Here is a 16,344-nt window from a genome sequence, read left to right on the forward strand (position 1 = left end):
CTATCTCAGTCGTAATTGGTGAACCGGCTCGGCGCCAGCCCCGGTTGGCGCAGCGGGGTGTAGCGTTGGATGTTCTGCGTCAAAGTGCGCGCAGGGCTCGATCCGACGCTTGCGAAGCCAACGAGTTCGAGCTGGAACATGATCCGGGTGCTGGCTGTGATCTGCCCGGTGGTGATCCGTTCCACCACCACGCGGCCGATCCAGCAGCAGCCGTCGTATTCCAAGCCGAGCACGCCGTCCGTCAGCTTGCTGTCTTGCAGACTGTAATTGAGACGGCCCACAGCGTACCAGCGGCCGCCGCCTTGACCCCTTCCCGGTCCCAGATCCTTGCCGTAATCGCCCCAGAGGTCGTTGATGGGCCACTGCCAGCCGACGTCGATCGATTTGCTGCCGTCGTTGGAGGTCGACGTGGAGTCGGCCTGGTAGCGGTAGGCGGCACTGATGGTGCGATACGGGCCGGGGCTGTAGCGGGCACTGATCGCGGTGCGGGTCGAGTTGTGTTCGTCCGGGTTGTACTGGACCGTGCCGTCCACGCTCCACTTGGGCGTCCAGTTGATCTGCGCGCCGAGCAGGATGTCGCTGAAACGATCGGTCACCGGCGTGCCGTTTGGCAAGGTGACCAACTGGTCGGCGAAGCGCAGGCGCTGAGCGACCCCGAAGCGTGCCGCCTCGGCGCCGGTCTCGGGATCGATCAGGCGCGACGTAACCCCCAGGGTGAGCAGGTTGCTGTCGGAGATCCGATCGTTGCCTGAGAAGGCGTTCTCGGTGTAGACCGTCGCGAAGCTGAAGTCGTTGGCCGCCGAGTCGTAGTTCGGCAGGTCGTTCTGGTTGCGGTAGGGCGTGTAGACGTAGAACGCGCGCGGCTCGAGCGTCTGCCGGAACGCCCGGCCGAAATAATTGGCGTCGCGCTCGAAGATCATGCCGCTGTCGAGGCTGAAGGTCGGCACCACGCGGGTGGCCGACGTCGCGCCATTGGTGGTGAGCGGCGCGTCGAACTGGTAGGCGGTCGCGTTCAGCATCACCTTCGGGATGACGAAGGTACCCGGCGTCAGGAAGGGGCGGCTCAGCGAAGCCAGCCCGAACACGCGCTCGCCGTCCGGCTGCACATAGCCGGCGAGTTCCTTCTGCACGAGCGGGCCGGGGCCGCGGAAGCGCGAGTAGTCGGTATTGAGCGAGAAGTCGAAGCCGTTCCAGTCGTACTTGTTGTAGTCCGCCGTGATCTGCGGCAGCCGGTCGTACGGCGGCAGGATGGGCGAAGGCGCGTACTGAAGCGTCTGATAGCTGAGCGCGCGCGCCGTGCCGCTCCAGTCGCCGGAACTCCAGCGCAAGATGCCGTCGTTGGCCAGCAGCCGCTGCGTGAGGGACGGCGTGCGCGTGAAATCGCGCCAGTAGTCATCGTCGCTCACACGGTTGATGCTCAGCGAGCCCGTCAGGGAGTCGAGCCCCAGCGCCTTGGCGTCGAAGCGTTGCTCGTGGTGCGTCCAGATGCCCCAGCGGTCGCGATCGCGCAGCCTGTCTTCCGGCATGTAGTCGGCACGGATCTCGCCGCTGTACGTGGGCTCGAGGTAGCGGAACTCCGTGCCCAGGTTGATGCCGCGCTTGCTCATCAAGGTGGGATAGAGCGTCGCATCGCGATTGGGCGCGATGTTCCAGTAGTAAGGCGCCGTGACCTCGAAACCGTTGACGCTGTCGATCCCGATGACGGGTGGCAGCACGCCCGACTTGCGATCGTTGCTCAGCGGGAAGCTGAGCGACGGGAACGGCGGCGTGCTGATGCCCATGAACGTGATCTGCGCGCTGGTCGCGACACCGACGTTTTCCTCGGTGTCCGCGGTGATGGTGCGCGCCTTGAGCAGCCAGGCCGGCATCCATCCCGGATAGTCTTCCGGGCGGCAGGTGGTGTAGGTGGCCATGCGGGCGATCGATACATTGCTGTCGATGAAGTCGACCCGCTCCGCGTCGCCACGCCCGCCATTGGCGAGAAACTGGTAGCGCACCCTGTTGAAGAAGCCCTCGAAGGTTTCGAGCTTGAGCTCGAGCTCGGGGCCTTCGTAGATGTTGCCGGCATGGTTCACATGCACATTGCCGGTGGCCCGGGCGCGATCCTCGGGCTGGTAGTACTCGAGACGGTCGGCGCGGATCAGGGTGTCGCCACGCCGCAGCGTGGCATTGCCTTCGACGATGGTGCCGAGGTCGGGTTGCCCGGAAATGCGATCCCCGTCGACGAAGCTCGGCATGCGTCCGCGCAGGTTCTCCGGAATCACTTCGGTGAGCTGTGGCGTGCGCTTGAGCACCAGCGGCGCATCCAGGGCCGCCTCCTGTGCCCACGCAGCATGCGCATGCAGCAGGGCGAGCGACAGCACGGCCAGCGGCAAAGGCGGGCGGCACCGGCGCCAGGCGGCTCGGTTCAGGTCAGGCATCGGTACGGAAGGACAAATGTCGTCTGGAGGGGGAAGGCGGCGCCGGGGGCCACCGGGTTGAGAGGCTCCGCGCCAGGCGGATTTGTAGAATTGATTATCCATGACAGCCTCTCAGCCACCGGCCCGCAGCGCCGCCACCGCCTCCCAGCCTCCCGTGTGGACGGACCCTGCGCGCGCACACACTTTTCAGCGCTGGATCGAGCGCATCGCACCGCAACATCGCTTGCTTCCTGATACGGTCCGGCTCGCCTCCGCCGATGCCAGCTTCAGGCGCTACTTCCGCGTCGACACGGGCGACGAGGCGCTGACGCGCATCGTGATGGACGCGCCGCCGGCGCAGGAAAACAGCGAGCCCTTCGTCCATGTCGCCGGCCTCATGGCCGCCGCCGGCGTCAAGGCGCCGCACGTCCTCGAGTGGGACCGTGACAACGGCTTCCTGCTGCTCGACGACCTCGGCTTCCAGACCATGCTGGACGTGATCGACCCCGCCGATCCCGCTGCCGCGCGCCCCCTCTTCGAGCAGGCGATCGACAGCCTGATCCTTTGGCAGCTGGCCTCCGAGCAGGACGTGCTGCCTCCCTACGACAGGGCCCTGCTCGAGCGCGAGCTATCGCTGTTTCCGCAGTGGTACGTGGGCCAGCACCGCGGCATGACGGCGGAAGGCAAGCTCAAGGAGCGTCTCGACCGCAGCTTCAACCTCATCGTCGAGAACAACCTGGCGGCACCGCGCGTCTACGTGCACCGCGACTTCATGCCGCGCAACCTGATGGTCGGCAGCGGTGCGCCCCTGGGCGTGCTGGACTTCCAGGATGCGGTCCACGGGCCGATCACCTACGACATCGCGAGCCTGATGCGCGACGCCTTCCTGAGCTGGGAGGAGGACTTCGTGATCGACATGACCGTGCGCTACTGGCAAAAGGCCCGCAAGGCGGGCCTGCCGGTCGACGAGGACTTCGGCGCTTTCTATCGTGCGGTCGAATGGATGGGTCTGCAGCGCCACCTGAAGGTCGCAGGCATCTTCGCGCGGCTCACGCTGCGCGACGGCAAACCGAAGTACCTGGCCGATGCCCCGCGCTTCATCAACTACATCCGGGCCACGGCCGGCCGCTATCGCGAACTGACGCCGCTGCTGCGCGCGATCGACGAGATCGAAGGCACGGCGCCGGTGACCGGCTTCGCCTACGGAAGGGTATGACGTTCTCCGCCAGGCTTCGCGCGCTGCGTGTCTCTCTCCCGCGCCCCATGGGAAGCTGACGTGGCCCGGATCCACTGCGCCGTCGCGCTGGCTTCCGACAGTTCTCTCTCGCTGCCGCCCGGTGCCGCGCGCCATGTGCAGGTGCTGCGAATGCAACCCGGCGACGCGTTGACGCTGTTCGACGGCACCGGCGGTGAATACGCCGCCACCGTCGAACGCATGGGCCGCAGCGACGTCGAGGTGCGCGTGGGCGAACGTGTCGCCGTCGAGCGCGAAGCGGCGCGCGCGATTCATCTCGCGGTCGGCATGCCGGCCAACGAGCGCATGGACTGGCTGGTCGAGAAAGCCACCGAACTCGGCGTCGCCGGCATCCAGCCCCTCATGACCGCGCATGCGGTGCTTCGGCTGAGCGGCGAGCGCGCCGAGAAAAAGCGCACGCACTGGGAGGCGATCGCCATCGCCGCGTGCGAGCAATGCGGGCGCAATCGCGTGCCGGAAATCCATCCAGTCCAGACCTTCGCGAACTGGCTCGCCGCACAATCCGGCGATTCGCCACGTTTCATCCTCAGTCTCGCGGAGGGAACCCGTCCCGCACGCGAGCTTGCTCAGAATGACTTTCGCCATGCCTGGGTGCTGAGCGGGCCGGAAGGCGGCCTCAGCCCCATCGAGGAAAAGGATGCGATCTCGCGCGGCTTCGTGCCGCTGTCACTCGGGCCCCGTGTCCTGCGCGCCGAGACCGCCGCGCTCGCGGCGCTCGCATTCCTTTCCTGACCCGCTGCAAACGCTCCCGATTCCACGACCTCATGCCGTTCCGTCCTTCTGCCATCCGATTCGCGCCCGTCATGCTCGCGGCGCTCTGCGCCGCGGCCGGCGTCGAGGCCCAGAGCAATGCCGTGGCGCCGACACCTTCGCAGGTACGGCCGGCGGTCGATCAGGCTTACACGCAACTGCTCGCCGCTCCGGCCATCAAGGACCTGCTCGAAGCGGTCAAGGCCGACCACGATCGCTCCATCGAAGATCTGAAGACCCTCACTGAAATCGAAGCGCCGCCTTTCAAGGAACAGAAGCGCGCCGAGGCCTTTCTTTCGCACCTGAAGGCCCTCGGCCTCGGCGACGCGAGGATCGATGCCGAAGGCAACGTGACCGGCATTCGCAAGGGCACCGGCAACGGCCCGAAGCTGCTCGTTTCGGCGCACCTCGACACCGTCTTCCCGGCCGGCACCGACGTGAAGGTGAAGGAGCGCGACGGCAAGCTCCATGCGCCCGGCATCTCCGACGACACGCGCGGGCTCTCGGTGCTCCTGTCGTGGCTCAAGGTGCTGAACGACAACAAGATCCAGACGGTCGGCGACCTGATCTTCGTCGGCAACGTGGGCGAGGAAGAGCTCGGCAACCTGCGCGGCATGAAGGCCATCTTCCGAGACCACCTCGACATCGACGGGATGGTCGGCCTCGAGCCCGCGCCCGACGGCAACGTGCTGGTGCTCGGCACGGCCAGTCATCGCTACGAGGTGCACTTCAAGGGCCCGGGAGGGCACAGCTACGCGGCCTTCGGACAGGTGCCCAGTGCGATCCACGGAATGGGCCGAGCCATCGCGAAGATCTCCGACATCAAGACCCCGGGCTTCCCCAAGACGACCTTCACCGTGGGCCTCGTGAGCGGCGGCACGTCGGTCAACACGATCGCGCCGGACGCGCGCATGGCCGTGGACATCCGGTCCGACGACATGAATGCGTTGCTCGACACCGAGAAGAAGGTCCTCGCAGCGATCGACGAAGCGGTGGCGGAGGAGAACAAGCGCTGGAACGTCTCGACCCTGAGCGCCAGCACCAAGCTGATCGGCGACCGGCTCGGCGGCCGTACCGCATCGGACTCGGTGATCGTCGAAGCCGCCGTGCGTGCCAATGCCGCCTTCGGTCACAAGACGCTGCTGACGGGCGCGAGCACCGATGCCAACGTGCCGATGTCGCTCGGAATCCCGGCGATCATCATCGGCAGCGGCGGCAAGACCGGCGGCTTTCACGCGCTCACCGAATGGATCGACGTGACAGACGGGTGGAAGGGCGCGCAGAATGCCCTGGTGACCGTGCTCGGACTGGTCGGCGTACAGGGTGTCAGCGAACCGCTGCTTCCGAAGCGCCCGCCGCGTTCCCGGTAGGGGCGCATTCCTTCCATTGCATCTCAGAGGAGCCCATCATGGGATTGCTCGATTCGGTTCTCGGACAAGTGCTCGGCGGCGGCCAGGCGCAACCACAGGCAGGCGGTATCGGTAGTCTCGGCGGCCCGGGCGGGCTGGGTGATCTGGGCAACATCGCCGGCGCGCTCGGCGGACTGCTCGCCAACAACGGCGAGCAGGGCGGGTTGGGCGGCCTGGTGTCGAAGTTCGAACAGGCAGGCATGGGCGACGTCATCGGCTCGTGGATCGGCCATGGCGAGAACGCGCCGATCTCGGGCGGGCAGCTCCAGGACGTGCTGGGCAGCGACGTCGTCTCGGGCATTGCGCAGAAGCTGGGCATGAACAGCGCGACGCTCCTGCCATTGCTCGCCACGCTGCTGCCCACGTTGATCGACCATCTGACGCCCAAGGGCCAGGTGCCGGCGGAAGGACTCGGCAACCACGAGGATCTGCTGTCTTCGTTGAGCGGCCTTCTCCAGAAGGGCTGAAGGGCGCACAGCCCGCTTCCTTCCAGCAACATGATGGCGCCGCGAGGCGCCATTTTCACGAGCCCACTGCACAACCACTCCATGAACCGCAATCTCTGGCTGCTCACCTTCTGCCAAGGCCTCTTCCTCACGAACAACGTCGCCTTCATCGCCATCAATGGGCTCGTCGGCCTCTCGCTCGCGCCGCGCGGATGGATGGCGACGCTACCGGTCATGGCCTATGTGGTGGGGGGCGCACTGTCGACAGGGCTCGTGGCTCGTACACAGAAGCGCTTCGGCCGGCGACGCTCTTTCCAGATCGGGCTGGGGGTGGCGCTGGTTGCCGCCTTGCTGTGCGCACAGGCGGCGGTGATGAAGGAGTTCTGGCTCCTCTGCCTGGCAACGGTCGTCGCCGGCTACTACAACGCGAACGCCAACCTCTACCGATTTGCCGCGGCGGAACTCGCCGCGCCCGACTGGCGCGAGAAGGCGGTCTCGCTGGTGATGGCCGGCGGCCTGATCGGCGCCGTCGCCGGCCCGAACCTCGCCGCGGTCACGCGCAACTGGTTCGAGGTGCCTTTTGCCGGCGCGTACCTCGCGCTGGCCATCATCGCGCTGATGTCGATGGCGATGATGCAGTTCATCGACTTCCCCGCACCGTCGGCGAAAAACGCCACGGCCGGCGGTCGCGCGCTCGCGGAGATCGCGCGCCAGCCGTCATTCATCGTGGCCGCCGTCGCCGGCTCGCTGGGCTTCGGCGTGATGAACCTGCTGATGGCCGCCACGCCGATCGCGATGCAGGTCTGCAGCCTTCCGTTCGAGGACGTCGCGTTCGTTCTCGAATGGCACGTGATCGGCATGTTCGCGCCGGGCTTCTTCACGGGCCATCTGATTCGGCGCCTCGGCGTGCTGCCGGTGATGGGCACCGGGCTGCTGCTCAATCTGGCGTGCGTTGCGGTGGCGCTGTCCGGCGTGGATCTGCAGCAGTTCGTGATCGCGCTGTTCCTGCTGGGCATCGGATGGAACTTCCTCTTCACCGGCGCCACCACGCTTTCCTTGACCACCTTCACGGCCGATGAGAAGGATCGGGCGCAGGGCGCGCTCAACTTCTGCATGTTCGCCACGCTGGCGCTCACCTCGTTCGCTTCCGGCGTGCTGGTTACGACGCAGGGTTGGCGTCTGCTGAATTTCGGCTCGCTGGTCCCCCTCGCGCTGACGGGGATCGCGCTGCTCTGGCTGGCGCGCCGGCGAGCAGCCTCGCCCGCAACCGCCTAGGGATTGGCGAAGCGCTCCTCGAGCCAGCGGCGGAGTCGTTCGAAGACGGGCCCGGCGTCGCGCTCGTTGAAGATCTCGTGATAGTGGTCGGCGTAGCAGGTCGAGCTGATCATCCCGGGTGGCGCGGCGTGCGCGAAAGCGCGACTGCCGGCCGGATTCACGAGCCGGTCATCACCGGCATAGATCAGCAACGTGGGCACGACCCAGTGCGCTGCGACGGCCTGCACGTTGGCACCCTCGTCGGCAAGGAACCTCGCAAGGCGCGCGCCGATGCGGTCATGACACAAGGCGTCTGCGCGGTAGGCCTTCGCGACCACGGGATCGTGCGAAAGGTAGTGCAGGTCGAGCCCATTGCCCACGCGCAGTGCCGGCGCAATGCGTGAAAGCGTCGCGACCAGGAGCTTCTGGATCGCGCTCAGCCCTGCATCGAGCGCCGGTGACGACAGCACCAGCGCATCGACCTTGCGCACACCGCGCGCAACGAAGCTGGCCGCCACCAACCCGCCGAGGCTGTGTCCGAGCAGCACCAAGGGCAGGGCCGGGTACGTCCGCCGCGTGTCGTCTATCACGAGCGCGAGATCGTCGATGAGCCGATGCACCGTCGGGAGTCCGCCGCGTGCACCGCTGGATGCGCCGTGCCCATGGTGATCGACGGCGCGCACCTCAAAGCCCCAGTCGTTGAGCCGCTCGGCCACGTGCGCGTAACGGCCCGAATGCTCGCCGAGCCCATGGACCACGAGGATCACCGCCCGCGCGGCGCCGTACTGGACCGGCCAATCGCAGATGGCCAGCGTCTCGCTGTCGGGCGTGCGCAGCGTGTGGCGCGCGGGCTGCGGCCTCAAGCGGCGACGGCGCCGGCCAGCGGCAACGCGGCGATGACCTCCGCCACTGCAGCCGTCAGCTTCTTCGCATACGGCACATGCAGGAATTCGTTCGGGCCGTGCGCATTGCTCTTCGGACCCAGCACGCCGCAGACCATCATCTGTGCCTTGGGGAATCCGACGCTCAGCATGTTCATCAGCGGGATGGTGCCGCCTTGGCCGATGTAGCCGCAGTCCGCGCCGAAGTGGGCGCGCGATGCGGCGTTGAGTGCGCGTTCGAACCACGGCGCGGTCTCCGGTGCATTCCATCCGGTCGCACCACCGTGGCTGTCGAACGTGACCTTGGCCTGATAGGGCGCGTTGTCTTCGAGCAGCGTCTTGAGCTGCTGCACCGCCTGGTCCGCGTCGACCAACGGGGGAAGGCGCAGCGACAGCTTGAATGCGGTGTACGGACGCAGCACGTTTCCTGCGTCCTTCAGTGCCGGGAAGCCCTCGGCGCCGGTCACGGAGAGCGTCGGCTTCCAGGTGCGATTGAGCAGCGCCTCGACCGGATCGGTCGTGGTCGGCAACGCGAAGGCGGTTGCGCCGCCGCAGTCGTAGTGCGCCCAGGGGAAGCGCTTGTAGACCTCTTCGCCGAGGATCGCGGCGGTGGCCTTGGCTTGAGCCAGGCGTTCGGTCGGCACTTCGCAATGGAAGCTTTGTGGCAGAAGACGACCCGTCTTGCTGTCTTCGAGACGGTCGAGCACCTGCCGCATGATGCGGAAGCTCGAAGGCACGAGCCCCGAGGCATCGCCCGAATGGACGCCTTCCGTGAGGATCTCCACCTTCAGCGTGCCGCTGGCCATGCCGCGCAGCGAGGTGGTAAGCCACAGCTGGTCGTAGTTGCCGGCGCCGGAATCAAGGCAGATGACGAGCGACACCTCACCAAGGCGCGGACGCAATGCATCCACATAAGGCAGCAGGTCGTACGAACCGGACTCTTCGCAGGTTTCGATGATGCCGACGATGCGCGGGTGCGCAGCGCCTTGCGCCTTGAGCGCCTGGATTGCCGCGACGCTGGCGTACACCGCATAGCCGTCGTCCGCACCGCCGCGGCCGTAGAGCAGGCCGTTCTCGTACTTCGGCGTCCACGGGCCGAGGTCGTTGCGCCAGCCGGTGAACTCGGGCTGCTTGTCGAGGTGGCCGTACATCAGCACGGTTTCGGTCATGCTCGTGCCGGTGGCCGGCACTTCGAAGAAGAGCACCGGCGTGCGGCCTTCGAGCCGCACGATCTCGAGCTTGAGGCCCTCGATTTTCTGCGCTTCGACCCACGCGGCCGCGTTGCGCATCACCGTTTCGAGATAGCCGTTCTGCACCCAATCCTTGTCGAAGCCCGGCGACTTGGCCGGGATTGCGATGTAGTCGGTGAGTTGCCGGACGATGTCGTTGTCCCACTTGGACGAGACATCGGAGAGCGCGCGTTCGGCGTCGAGCAGGCCGGCGGGCATTTCGCGATGGAGGGGGGCGTTCATTGAGAGGTACTCCGCGGGGGTGAGAAGAAAGATGTTAGTGCGTATCGGCGCCGCTCGTGCGAGTGACAACCCGCCACCGCATGCGCTAAAAGGCGGGCTTCGCCATTGCTCCTGAGGACTGCCATGCCTGCGCACACCGAGGTCTCAGCAACACAACGCATCCGCGTCGGCATCGGCGGCTGGACTTACGAGCCGTGGCGCGACAACTTCTACCCGGCCGGTCTTCCGCACGCGCAGGAACTCCACTATGCGAGCCGACACCTCACCGCGATCGAGGTCAACGGCACCTACTACAGCACTTTCAAGCCGGCGAGTTTCAAGAAGTGGCACGACGAGACGCCGGAGGACTTCGTGTTCTCGCTCAAGGCCTCCCGCTTCGCGACCAATCGCAAGGCGCTCGCGACCGCCGGCGATTCGATCCGCCGTTTCGTCGAGAGCGGCATAGCCGAACTCGGCAGCAAGCTGGGGCCGATCGTGTGGCAGTTCATGCCCACGAAGGTTTTCGATCCCGAGGATCTCGCCGGCTTTCTTGAACTGCTGCCGAAGAAGGAGGGCAGCCGCGCGCTGCGCCATGTGCTCGACGTGCGGCACGCGAGCTTCCGCACGGCCGAGTACCTCGCGTTGGCACGCAAGTACAAGGTGGCGACGGTGTTCACGGATTCGCCGAAGTTCCCTTCGATCGCGGATCTCACCGGCGACTTCGTGTATGCGCGCCTGATGAACAGCGACGCGAAGTACGCCGCCGGCTATGCGCCCAAGGCGCTCGACGAGTGGGCCGATACCGCCAGGACCTGGGCGAAGGGCGGCGTGCCTTCTTCGCTCGCACGGCTCGACGAAGGCAGGCACAACGGCGCGGGTGCGCGTGATGTGTTCGTCTTCTTCATCAACGGCGCAAAAGAAAAGGCACCGGCGGCTGCCGGTGCCTTGATCGAGCGATTGCGCTGAACGCGACTCAGGCCGCGGCCTGCAGCGCGGACGTCGCGGGCTTGCTGCCCGAGGTCGCGGCGCCGAAGCTGATCTCGCCGGAAAGCTGGCCGCCTTCCTCGATGATGATCTTGCCGTAGCGGATCTTGCCGGTGACCTTGCCGGTCGAGTGGATCACGAGCTTCTCGCGAACGGTCAGGTTACCGTCGAACAGGCCGCGGATCTCGGCGATGTCGATCTCGGCCGAGCCCTTGAAGGCGCCCTGCTCGGCGATCTGCATCACGCGCGAATCCATCGTGGCCTCGACCAGGCCTTCGACCACGAGCGTGTCGCAGTCCGTGATCTCGACGCCCTTGAGCTTGATGTTCGGGCCGACGGTCAGCTTGCTGCCGCCTTCCTTGGCGACGCTTGCGGCGGCGTTGGCGGCTTGCGTGGTGAGGGACGAGGGGCTGACGGGCGTGCCCGAGAGATTGGTGCCGGAACCCATCAGCGGCGCGGGACGGGACGTGAGATTGTCGGCGTCGCGATCACGCTTGCCGAAGAAGGGGGACTGTGTAGCCAATGGGGAGCTCCTCGAAAACGCCTATCCTAAGAACGCCATTACGGTTGGCGGCACTTCATTGCGCAAGAGGCGTAACCGAATAAGTCACCCAAAGCCCCGAATGGACACTTTCGTTTTCTCTCCACGCACTCTCATCCCTTCGACCATGCAGCGCGGCCTTGCGTGGCGTCGTCGAGGCGCGTCATGAATGCGTCCGCGGAAGGCTCCGGCAGCGAGAAGGAGAAGCGCACCATGCTCCCGTGGCGCACATCGATCAGCGCCGCCCCGACGCTTGCGATTTCCCTTCGCACCAAGCCTTCGAGCGCATAGGGCACTGCGCAATGCAATGCGCGCTGCCGCACCAGCGGAATCAGTGCCGCGCCGGCCAGGGCTTGCGCGACGCTGTCGGTATAGGCACGGACCAGCCCGCCAGCGCCGAGCTTCACGCCGCCGAAGTAGCGCACGACGGTAGCGAGCACGCGTTCGAGTTCGTGATGCCGAAGCACTTCAAGCATCGGGCGGCCCGCCGTTCCGCCCGGCTCACCATCGTCGTTCGCGGCCGACTGGCCACCGGCCATCAGTGCCCAGCAGACATGCGCGGCACCGGGATGTTCACTGCGCAAGCTAGCGACGACGGAGTGCGCGGCGGCGCGATCCGCGACCGGCTGCACGCAACCGATGAACCGGCTCTTCCGAATGATCAGTTCGCTATGGACGGGCGCCGCCAGCGTGAATGACATGTGCGGCTCCGGCCGGCCTCGCTTGCGCGCTCAGCCGCGCTCGAACTTGAACACCGCTGTGCTCGCGCGCGCATTGGGCAGCCAGCGGACCTCGCGCCCGTTCTCGAGCCCGAAGGCATCGAGCACGCGCAGGCGGTTCTTGCCTGCGAGGACCTCGAAGTCCTTGAACGTGCCCACGCGGATGTTCGGCGTGTCGTACCACTGATAGGGCAGCCGTTTCGTCACGGGCATGCGGCCGCGCGCAATGCTGATGCGGTTGGGCCAGTGCGCGAAGTTCGGGAAGGCCACGATGCCGATGCGGCCCACCCGCGCCGTCTCGCGCAGCATCACCTCCGCGTTGCGCAGATGCTGGAGCGTGTCGATCTGTAGGACCACGTCGAACGAGGCGTCGTCGAACATCGCGAGGCCTTCGTCGAGGTTGAGCTGGATCACGTCGACCCCGCGACGCACGCAATGCAGCACGTTGCCGTCGGCAATCTCGACACCGTAGCCGCTGCAGCCGCGCTCGCGCTGCAGAAGATCGAGCAGAGCGCCGTCGCCGCAGCCGAGATCGAGCACGCGGGAGCCTTGCGGCACAAGGCGTGCGATGAGTTGTTGCGTGTCGAGGTCGCTCATGGGGTGACCTCCGACGCAGCAATGCGATCGAAATAGGAACGCACGAGGCTCATGTAGCGCACATCGTCCAGCAGGAAGGCATCGTGGCCGTGCGGCGCATCGATCTCCGCGTAGCTCACGTTGCGCCGGTTGTCGAGCAGACCCTTCACGATCTCACGGCTGCGCGCCGGCGAGAAACGCCAGTCGGTGCTGAAGCTCACGATCAGGAACTTGGCCGTGACCTTGGCCAGCGCGGCGCGAAGATCGCCGCCATGCGCTTGTGCGGGATCGAAATAGTCGAGCGCACGGGTGATGAGCAGGTAGGTGTTGGCGTCGAAGTACTCGCTGAACTTGTCGCCGTTGTAGCGCAGGTAGCTTTCGATCTGGAACTCAACTTCCTGCGTCGAATAGAGGAAATCCTGGCGGCCCGAGGTGCCTTCGACCGCATGACGCAACGCACGGCCGAACTTCTCGTTCATGACGTCGTCGCTTTGGTAGGTGATGTGGCCAATCATTCGCGCGATGCGCAGCCCTCGTTGCGGGATGACGCTATGTTCGTAGAAGTGGCCGCCATGAAAGTCCGGATCGGTCACGATCGCGCGGCGCGCGACCTCGTTGAATGCGATGTTCTGCGCGGTGAGGCTTGGCGCGCTCGCGATGACCACCGCGTGGCGCACCCGCTCGGGATACTGGAGCGTCCACGACAGCGCCTGCATGCCGCCGAGGCTGCCGCCCATCACGGCGGCCAGCGTGCGGATGCCCAGCGCGTCGAGGAGACCGGCCTGCGCGTTGACCCAGTCCTCCACCGTCACCACCGGAAAGTCGGCACCGTAGGCGCGCCCCGTTTCAGGATTCAGGTGCATCGGACCGGTCGAGCCGAAGCACGACCCGAGGTTGTTGATGCCGATGACGAAGAAGCGATCGGTGTCGACCGGCTTGCCGGGGCCGATCATGTTGTCCCACCAGCCGTCGGACTTCTCCTGGCCCGCATACACGCCGGCCACGTGGTGCGACGCGTTCAGTGCATGGCAGACGAGCACCGCATTGCTGCGGTCCGCGTTGAGCTCGCCGTACGTTTCGAAGGCGAGCGAGTAGTTGGAAATCGACGCGCCGCTGCGCAAGCCCAGCGGCCCGGCGAACTGCATCGATTGCGGAGTGACGACGAACGACATGAATGAAAAACCCGGCCTCGCCAAAAACGAGCCGGGTCACGGCGTCCGTCTTTAGCTGCATTTATCAAGCGCCCGCAAGCTGGAGCAAATCGGCGCGTGCAGAAGTATATGCCCTGCACGCCGACTCGGGACTCAACCCCAGTCGATCAGCGCGGCCACGCCCAGCACCAGAAAGATGACCGCGGAGATGCTGTGCACGAGCTTGATCGGCACGCGGCGCACGATGCGCTCGCCCAGCCACACGACAGGCGCATTGGCCAGCATCATGCCCAGCGTCGTGCCGACGACGACCCAGACGTATGCATCCACGTAGCGCGCTGCGAGCATGACGGTCGCAATCTGTGTCTTGTCGCCCATCTCCGCGAGGAAGAAGGCGATCGCCGTGGTGCCGAAGACGCCGAAGTGCGAGGACTTGGGGAGTTCGTCCTCGTCGAGTTTGTCCGGGATGAGCATCCACAGGGCCATCGCGATGAAGGAGCCGCCGAGAATCCATCGAAGGACCGTCGGACCGAGGAAATGCGTGACCCAGTTTCCGACCGCGCCGGCCAACGCATGGTTCAGCACGGTGGCTGCGAAGATGCCGAGAACGATGGGCCAGGGCTTGCGAAACCGTGCGGCGAGCACGAGGGACAACAGTTGGGTCTTGTCGCCCATTTCGGCGAGCGCGACCACGCCGGTTGCAACAAAAAAAGCTTCCATGAACAGGTGGGTTTCCTCGGCCGAAGACGCAATTGACCGCGCCTCTCCTCGGCCGAACCCGAAGTCGCGCGGTCAAAGGTCTCGCCAGGCTGCACGCTGCTTACGCCATATCCCACAGGTTGTAGGACAAGTCTGTTGACGCAAACCCTTCTCGCAATGGAAGGCGGCTACTCCCCAATGACGACGGGATTGTAGCGTATGGGCGGGCCGACATTGTAAGTGCGCGCCAACTTGTAGTTTATTTATGTCGCACGTGGTAATGGGGGCAAATTCCTAGTTGCACACCACGTATTTCCCACATAATGAGCGAGCATCCCTCCGCATTCCGGGGCGGATGCAATCGGTGATCGGTCAGTTTCGCGCAACTCGTCGAGTGTTTTCGACCGGTGGTGCTTTCGGGACTCCATCGCTTTTTTTCTGTGTTTATTAGGAGTCCCTTGATGGGCAACAAACTGTACGTCGGTAATCTGCCTTACTCGGTGCGCGACGGCGATCTCGAGCAAGCTTTCGGCCAATTCGGTGCCGTCACCAGCGCCAAAGTCATGATGGAACGCGACACCGGTCGTTCCAAGGGCTTCGGCTTTGTCGAGATGGGCAGCGACGCGGAAGCGCAGGCAGCCATCAACGGCATGAATGGTCAGCCCTTGGGTGGTCGCAGCGTGGTGGTGAACGAAGCGCGCCCCATGGAAGCGCGTCCTCCGCGTAGCGGCGGCTACGGTGGTGGCGGCGGCGGTGGTGGTTACGGCGGTGGCGGCGGCGGCTACGGTGGTGGCGGTCGCAGCGGCGGCGGCGGTTACGGCGGCGGCGGTGGTGGCGGCTACGGTGGTGGCGGCGGCGGTCGCGGCGGCGATGGCGGTTTCCGCAGCCCCTACGGCGCGGGTCCCCGCGGTGGCGGTGGTGGCGGCCGCGGCGGCTACGGCGGCGGCAGCGGTGGCAACAGCGGCTACTGATCGCTCGCCCATCCCTCCGCATCGGAATTGAAAAGGCTCCCTCGGGAGCCTTTTTTCGTGGTCGGGGCTTCTTGGAGACTCAGCCTATTCGCCGGCGCGCCGCTTGCGCCCGCGGCCTTGCACGACGCGATCGAACAGGGCATTGGGCAGCATCCGCAGGAGCTTCGCGACCACGCCCATCTGCCACGGAATCACGCGGTAGCTCGCGCCTGACTCGATGGCGCGGAACGCCTTGTCGGCGAACTCGGACGGCTGCATCAGGAACGGCATGCCGTACCGGTTGCCTTGCGTCAGTGGGGTATCGACGTAGCCCGGCGAAATGGTCACGACCTTCACGCCGCTGCCGCGAAGCTCGGTGCGCAGGCTCTCGCAATAGGCCACCACGCCCGCCTTGCTTGCGCAGTAGGCGCCGTGTCCAGGCAGGCCGCGAATGGCGGCGACGCTGCCGACGCCCACGAGCCGACCGCTGCCGCGCGACTGCATCGCGCGCACGAAGGGGTGGAAGGTCGCGGCAACGCCGACGTTGTTGATCGCCAGCAAGCGCGCGAACACGTCCAGGTCGCTGCGTTCCGCGGTATCGATTCCGACGCTGATGCCGGCGTTGGCGATCACCACATCCGGCAGGCCCTGTCGCGCCAGGCACGCCGCGCCCGCCGCGACGATGCTGTCGATCTGGGCCACGTCCGCGTTGTAGATTGCACAGCGAGTGGCGTCGATCTTCTTCTCGGCGGCCCAGGCTTCGATCTCTGCGGTACGCCGTGCAACGAGCGCAAGGTCGTAGCCCGCCGCATGAAAGCGTGCCGCCAGTGCCTGCCCGATCCCGCTGGATGCGCCGGTAATGAACGCGAGATGCTTCAT

16 protein-coding genes and 1 riboswitch are annotated in these 16,344 nt (G+C 65.9%); of the genes, 7 read left to right on the forward strand and 9 right to left on the reverse strand.

Annotated elements, in window-relative coordinates; translation table 11 throughout:
* Positions 1-5: 5 nt before the first annotated feature.
* Positions 6-2,420, reverse strand: a complete 2,415-nt coding sequence (locus WKW77_RS13505) for an LPS-assembly protein LptD (protein ID WP_340357356.1) — start codon at positions 2,418-2,420, stop codon at positions 6-8.
* Positions 2,421-2,520: 100 nt separating this feature from the next.
* On the opposite strand from WKW77_RS13505, the gene WKW77_RS13510 reads away from it, so the two are divergent.
* The 5 genes from WKW77_RS13510 (at position 2,521) to WKW77_RS13530 (ending at position 7,534) form a co-directional block, all read left to right on the forward strand.
* Positions 2,521-3,615, forward strand: a complete 1,095-nt coding sequence (locus WKW77_RS13510; RefSeq protein ID WP_340357357.1) for an aminoglycoside phosphotransferase family protein — start codon at positions 2,521-2,523, stop codon at positions 3,613-3,615.
* A 60-nt stretch (positions 3,616-3,675) separates the two neighbouring features.
* On the forward strand, positions 3,676-4,386 hold the full coding sequence (locus tag WKW77_RS13515; protein ID WP_340357358.1) for a 16S rRNA (uracil(1498)-N(3))-methyltransferase: 711 nt from the start codon (positions 3,676-3,678) through the stop codon (positions 4,384-4,386).
* 32 nt (positions 4,387-4,418) lie between these two features.
* Entirely contained in the window at positions 4,419-5,774 is a 1,356-nt protein-coding gene (locus WKW77_RS13520) for a M20/M25/M40 family metallo-hydrolase (RefSeq protein ID WP_340357359.1), read from the forward strand.
* A 38-nt stretch (positions 5,775-5,812) separates the two neighbouring features.
* On the forward strand, positions 5,813-6,280 hold the full coding sequence (locus WKW77_RS13525; RefSeq protein ID WP_340357360.1) for a YidB family protein: 468 nt from the start codon (positions 5,813-5,815) through the stop codon (positions 6,278-6,280).
* Between the two features lie 81 nt (positions 6,281-6,361).
* Positions 6,362-7,534, forward strand: a complete 1,173-nt coding sequence (locus tag WKW77_RS13530) for an MFS transporter (protein ID WP_340357361.1) — start codon at positions 6,362-6,364, stop codon at positions 7,532-7,534.
* On the opposite strand, the gene WKW77_RS13535 is transcribed toward WKW77_RS13530, so the two are convergent.
* Complete coding sequence (locus WKW77_RS13535; RefSeq protein ID WP_340357362.1) at positions 7,531-8,376, reverse strand: alpha/beta hydrolase; 846 nt, start codon at positions 8,374-8,376, stop codon at positions 7,531-7,533. The two genes, WKW77_RS13530 and WKW77_RS13535, sit on opposite strands and share 4 nt — an antisense overlap.
* Complete coding sequence (locus WKW77_RS13540) at positions 8,373-9,866, reverse strand: M20 family metallopeptidase (RefSeq protein WP_340357363.1); 1,494 nt, start codon at positions 9,864-9,866, stop codon at positions 8,373-8,375. Before WKW77_RS13540 ends, WKW77_RS13535 begins: the two co-directional genes overlap by 4 nt.
* Before the next feature lie 123 nt (positions 9,867-9,989).
* Here WKW77_RS13540 and WKW77_RS13545 point away from each other — a divergent pair, with 123 nt between their 5' ends.
* Complete coding sequence (locus WKW77_RS13545) at positions 9,990-10,811, forward strand: DUF72 domain-containing protein (protein WP_340357364.1); 822 nt, start codon at positions 9,990-9,992, stop codon at positions 10,809-10,811.
* 7 nt (positions 10,812-10,818) lie between these two features.
* Here WKW77_RS13545 and WKW77_RS13550 read toward each other — a convergent pair whose 3' ends face one another.
* The 5 genes from WKW77_RS13550 to WKW77_RS13570 all read right to left on the reverse strand — a co-directional run bounded on the left by WKW77_RS13550 (position 10,819) and on the right by WKW77_RS13570 (position 14,536).
* Entirely contained in the window at positions 10,819-11,352 is a 534-nt protein-coding gene (locus WKW77_RS13550; protein ID WP_340357365.1) for a bactofilin family protein, read from the reverse strand.
* A gap of 131 nt (positions 11,353-11,483) precedes the next feature.
* Complete coding sequence (locus WKW77_RS13555) at positions 11,484-12,071, reverse strand: IMPACT family protein (protein ID WP_340357366.1); 588 nt, start codon at positions 12,069-12,071, stop codon at positions 11,484-11,486.
* 30 nt (positions 12,072-12,101) lie between these two features.
* Entirely contained in the window at positions 12,102-12,686 is a 585-nt protein-coding gene (metW, locus tag WKW77_RS13560) for a methionine biosynthesis protein MetW (RefSeq protein ID WP_093167502.1), read from the reverse strand.
* A complete protein-coding gene (gene metX / locus WKW77_RS13565; RefSeq protein ID WP_340357367.1) occupies positions 12,683-13,837 on the reverse strand; it encodes a homoserine O-succinyltransferase MetX in 1,155 nt (384 codons plus the stop codon). The genes metW and metX overlap by 4 nt, the downstream gene beginning before the upstream one ends.
* A gap of 132 nt (positions 13,838-13,969) precedes the next feature.
* Positions 13,970-14,536, reverse strand: a complete 567-nt coding sequence (locus tag WKW77_RS13570; RefSeq protein WP_340357368.1) for a TMEM165/GDT1 family protein — start codon at positions 14,534-14,536, stop codon at positions 13,970-13,972.
* 14 nt (positions 14,537-14,550) lie between these two features.
* Positions 14,551-14,724: riboswitch (yybP-ykoY riboswitch) on the reverse strand.
* Positions 14,725-14,976: 252 nt separating this feature from the next.
* Between WKW77_RS13570 and WKW77_RS13575 the strand changes: the two genes are divergently transcribed.
* Positions 14,977-15,486, forward strand: a complete 510-nt coding sequence (locus WKW77_RS13575; RefSeq protein WP_340357369.1) for an RNA recognition motif domain-containing protein — start codon at positions 14,977-14,979, stop codon at positions 15,484-15,486.
* An 84-nt stretch (positions 15,487-15,570) separates the two neighbouring features.
* Here WKW77_RS13575 and WKW77_RS13580 read toward each other — a convergent pair whose 3' ends face one another.
* On the reverse strand, positions 15,571-16,344 hold the full coding sequence (locus tag WKW77_RS13580) for an SDR family oxidoreductase (protein ID WP_340357370.1): 774 nt from the start codon (positions 16,342-16,344) through the stop codon (positions 15,571-15,573).

It is taken from the genome of Variovorax ureilyticus (assembly GCF_037889935.1).
Lineage (GTDB): Bacteria > Pseudomonadota > Gammaproteobacteria > Burkholderiales > Burkholderiaceae_C > Variovorax > Variovorax ureilyticus.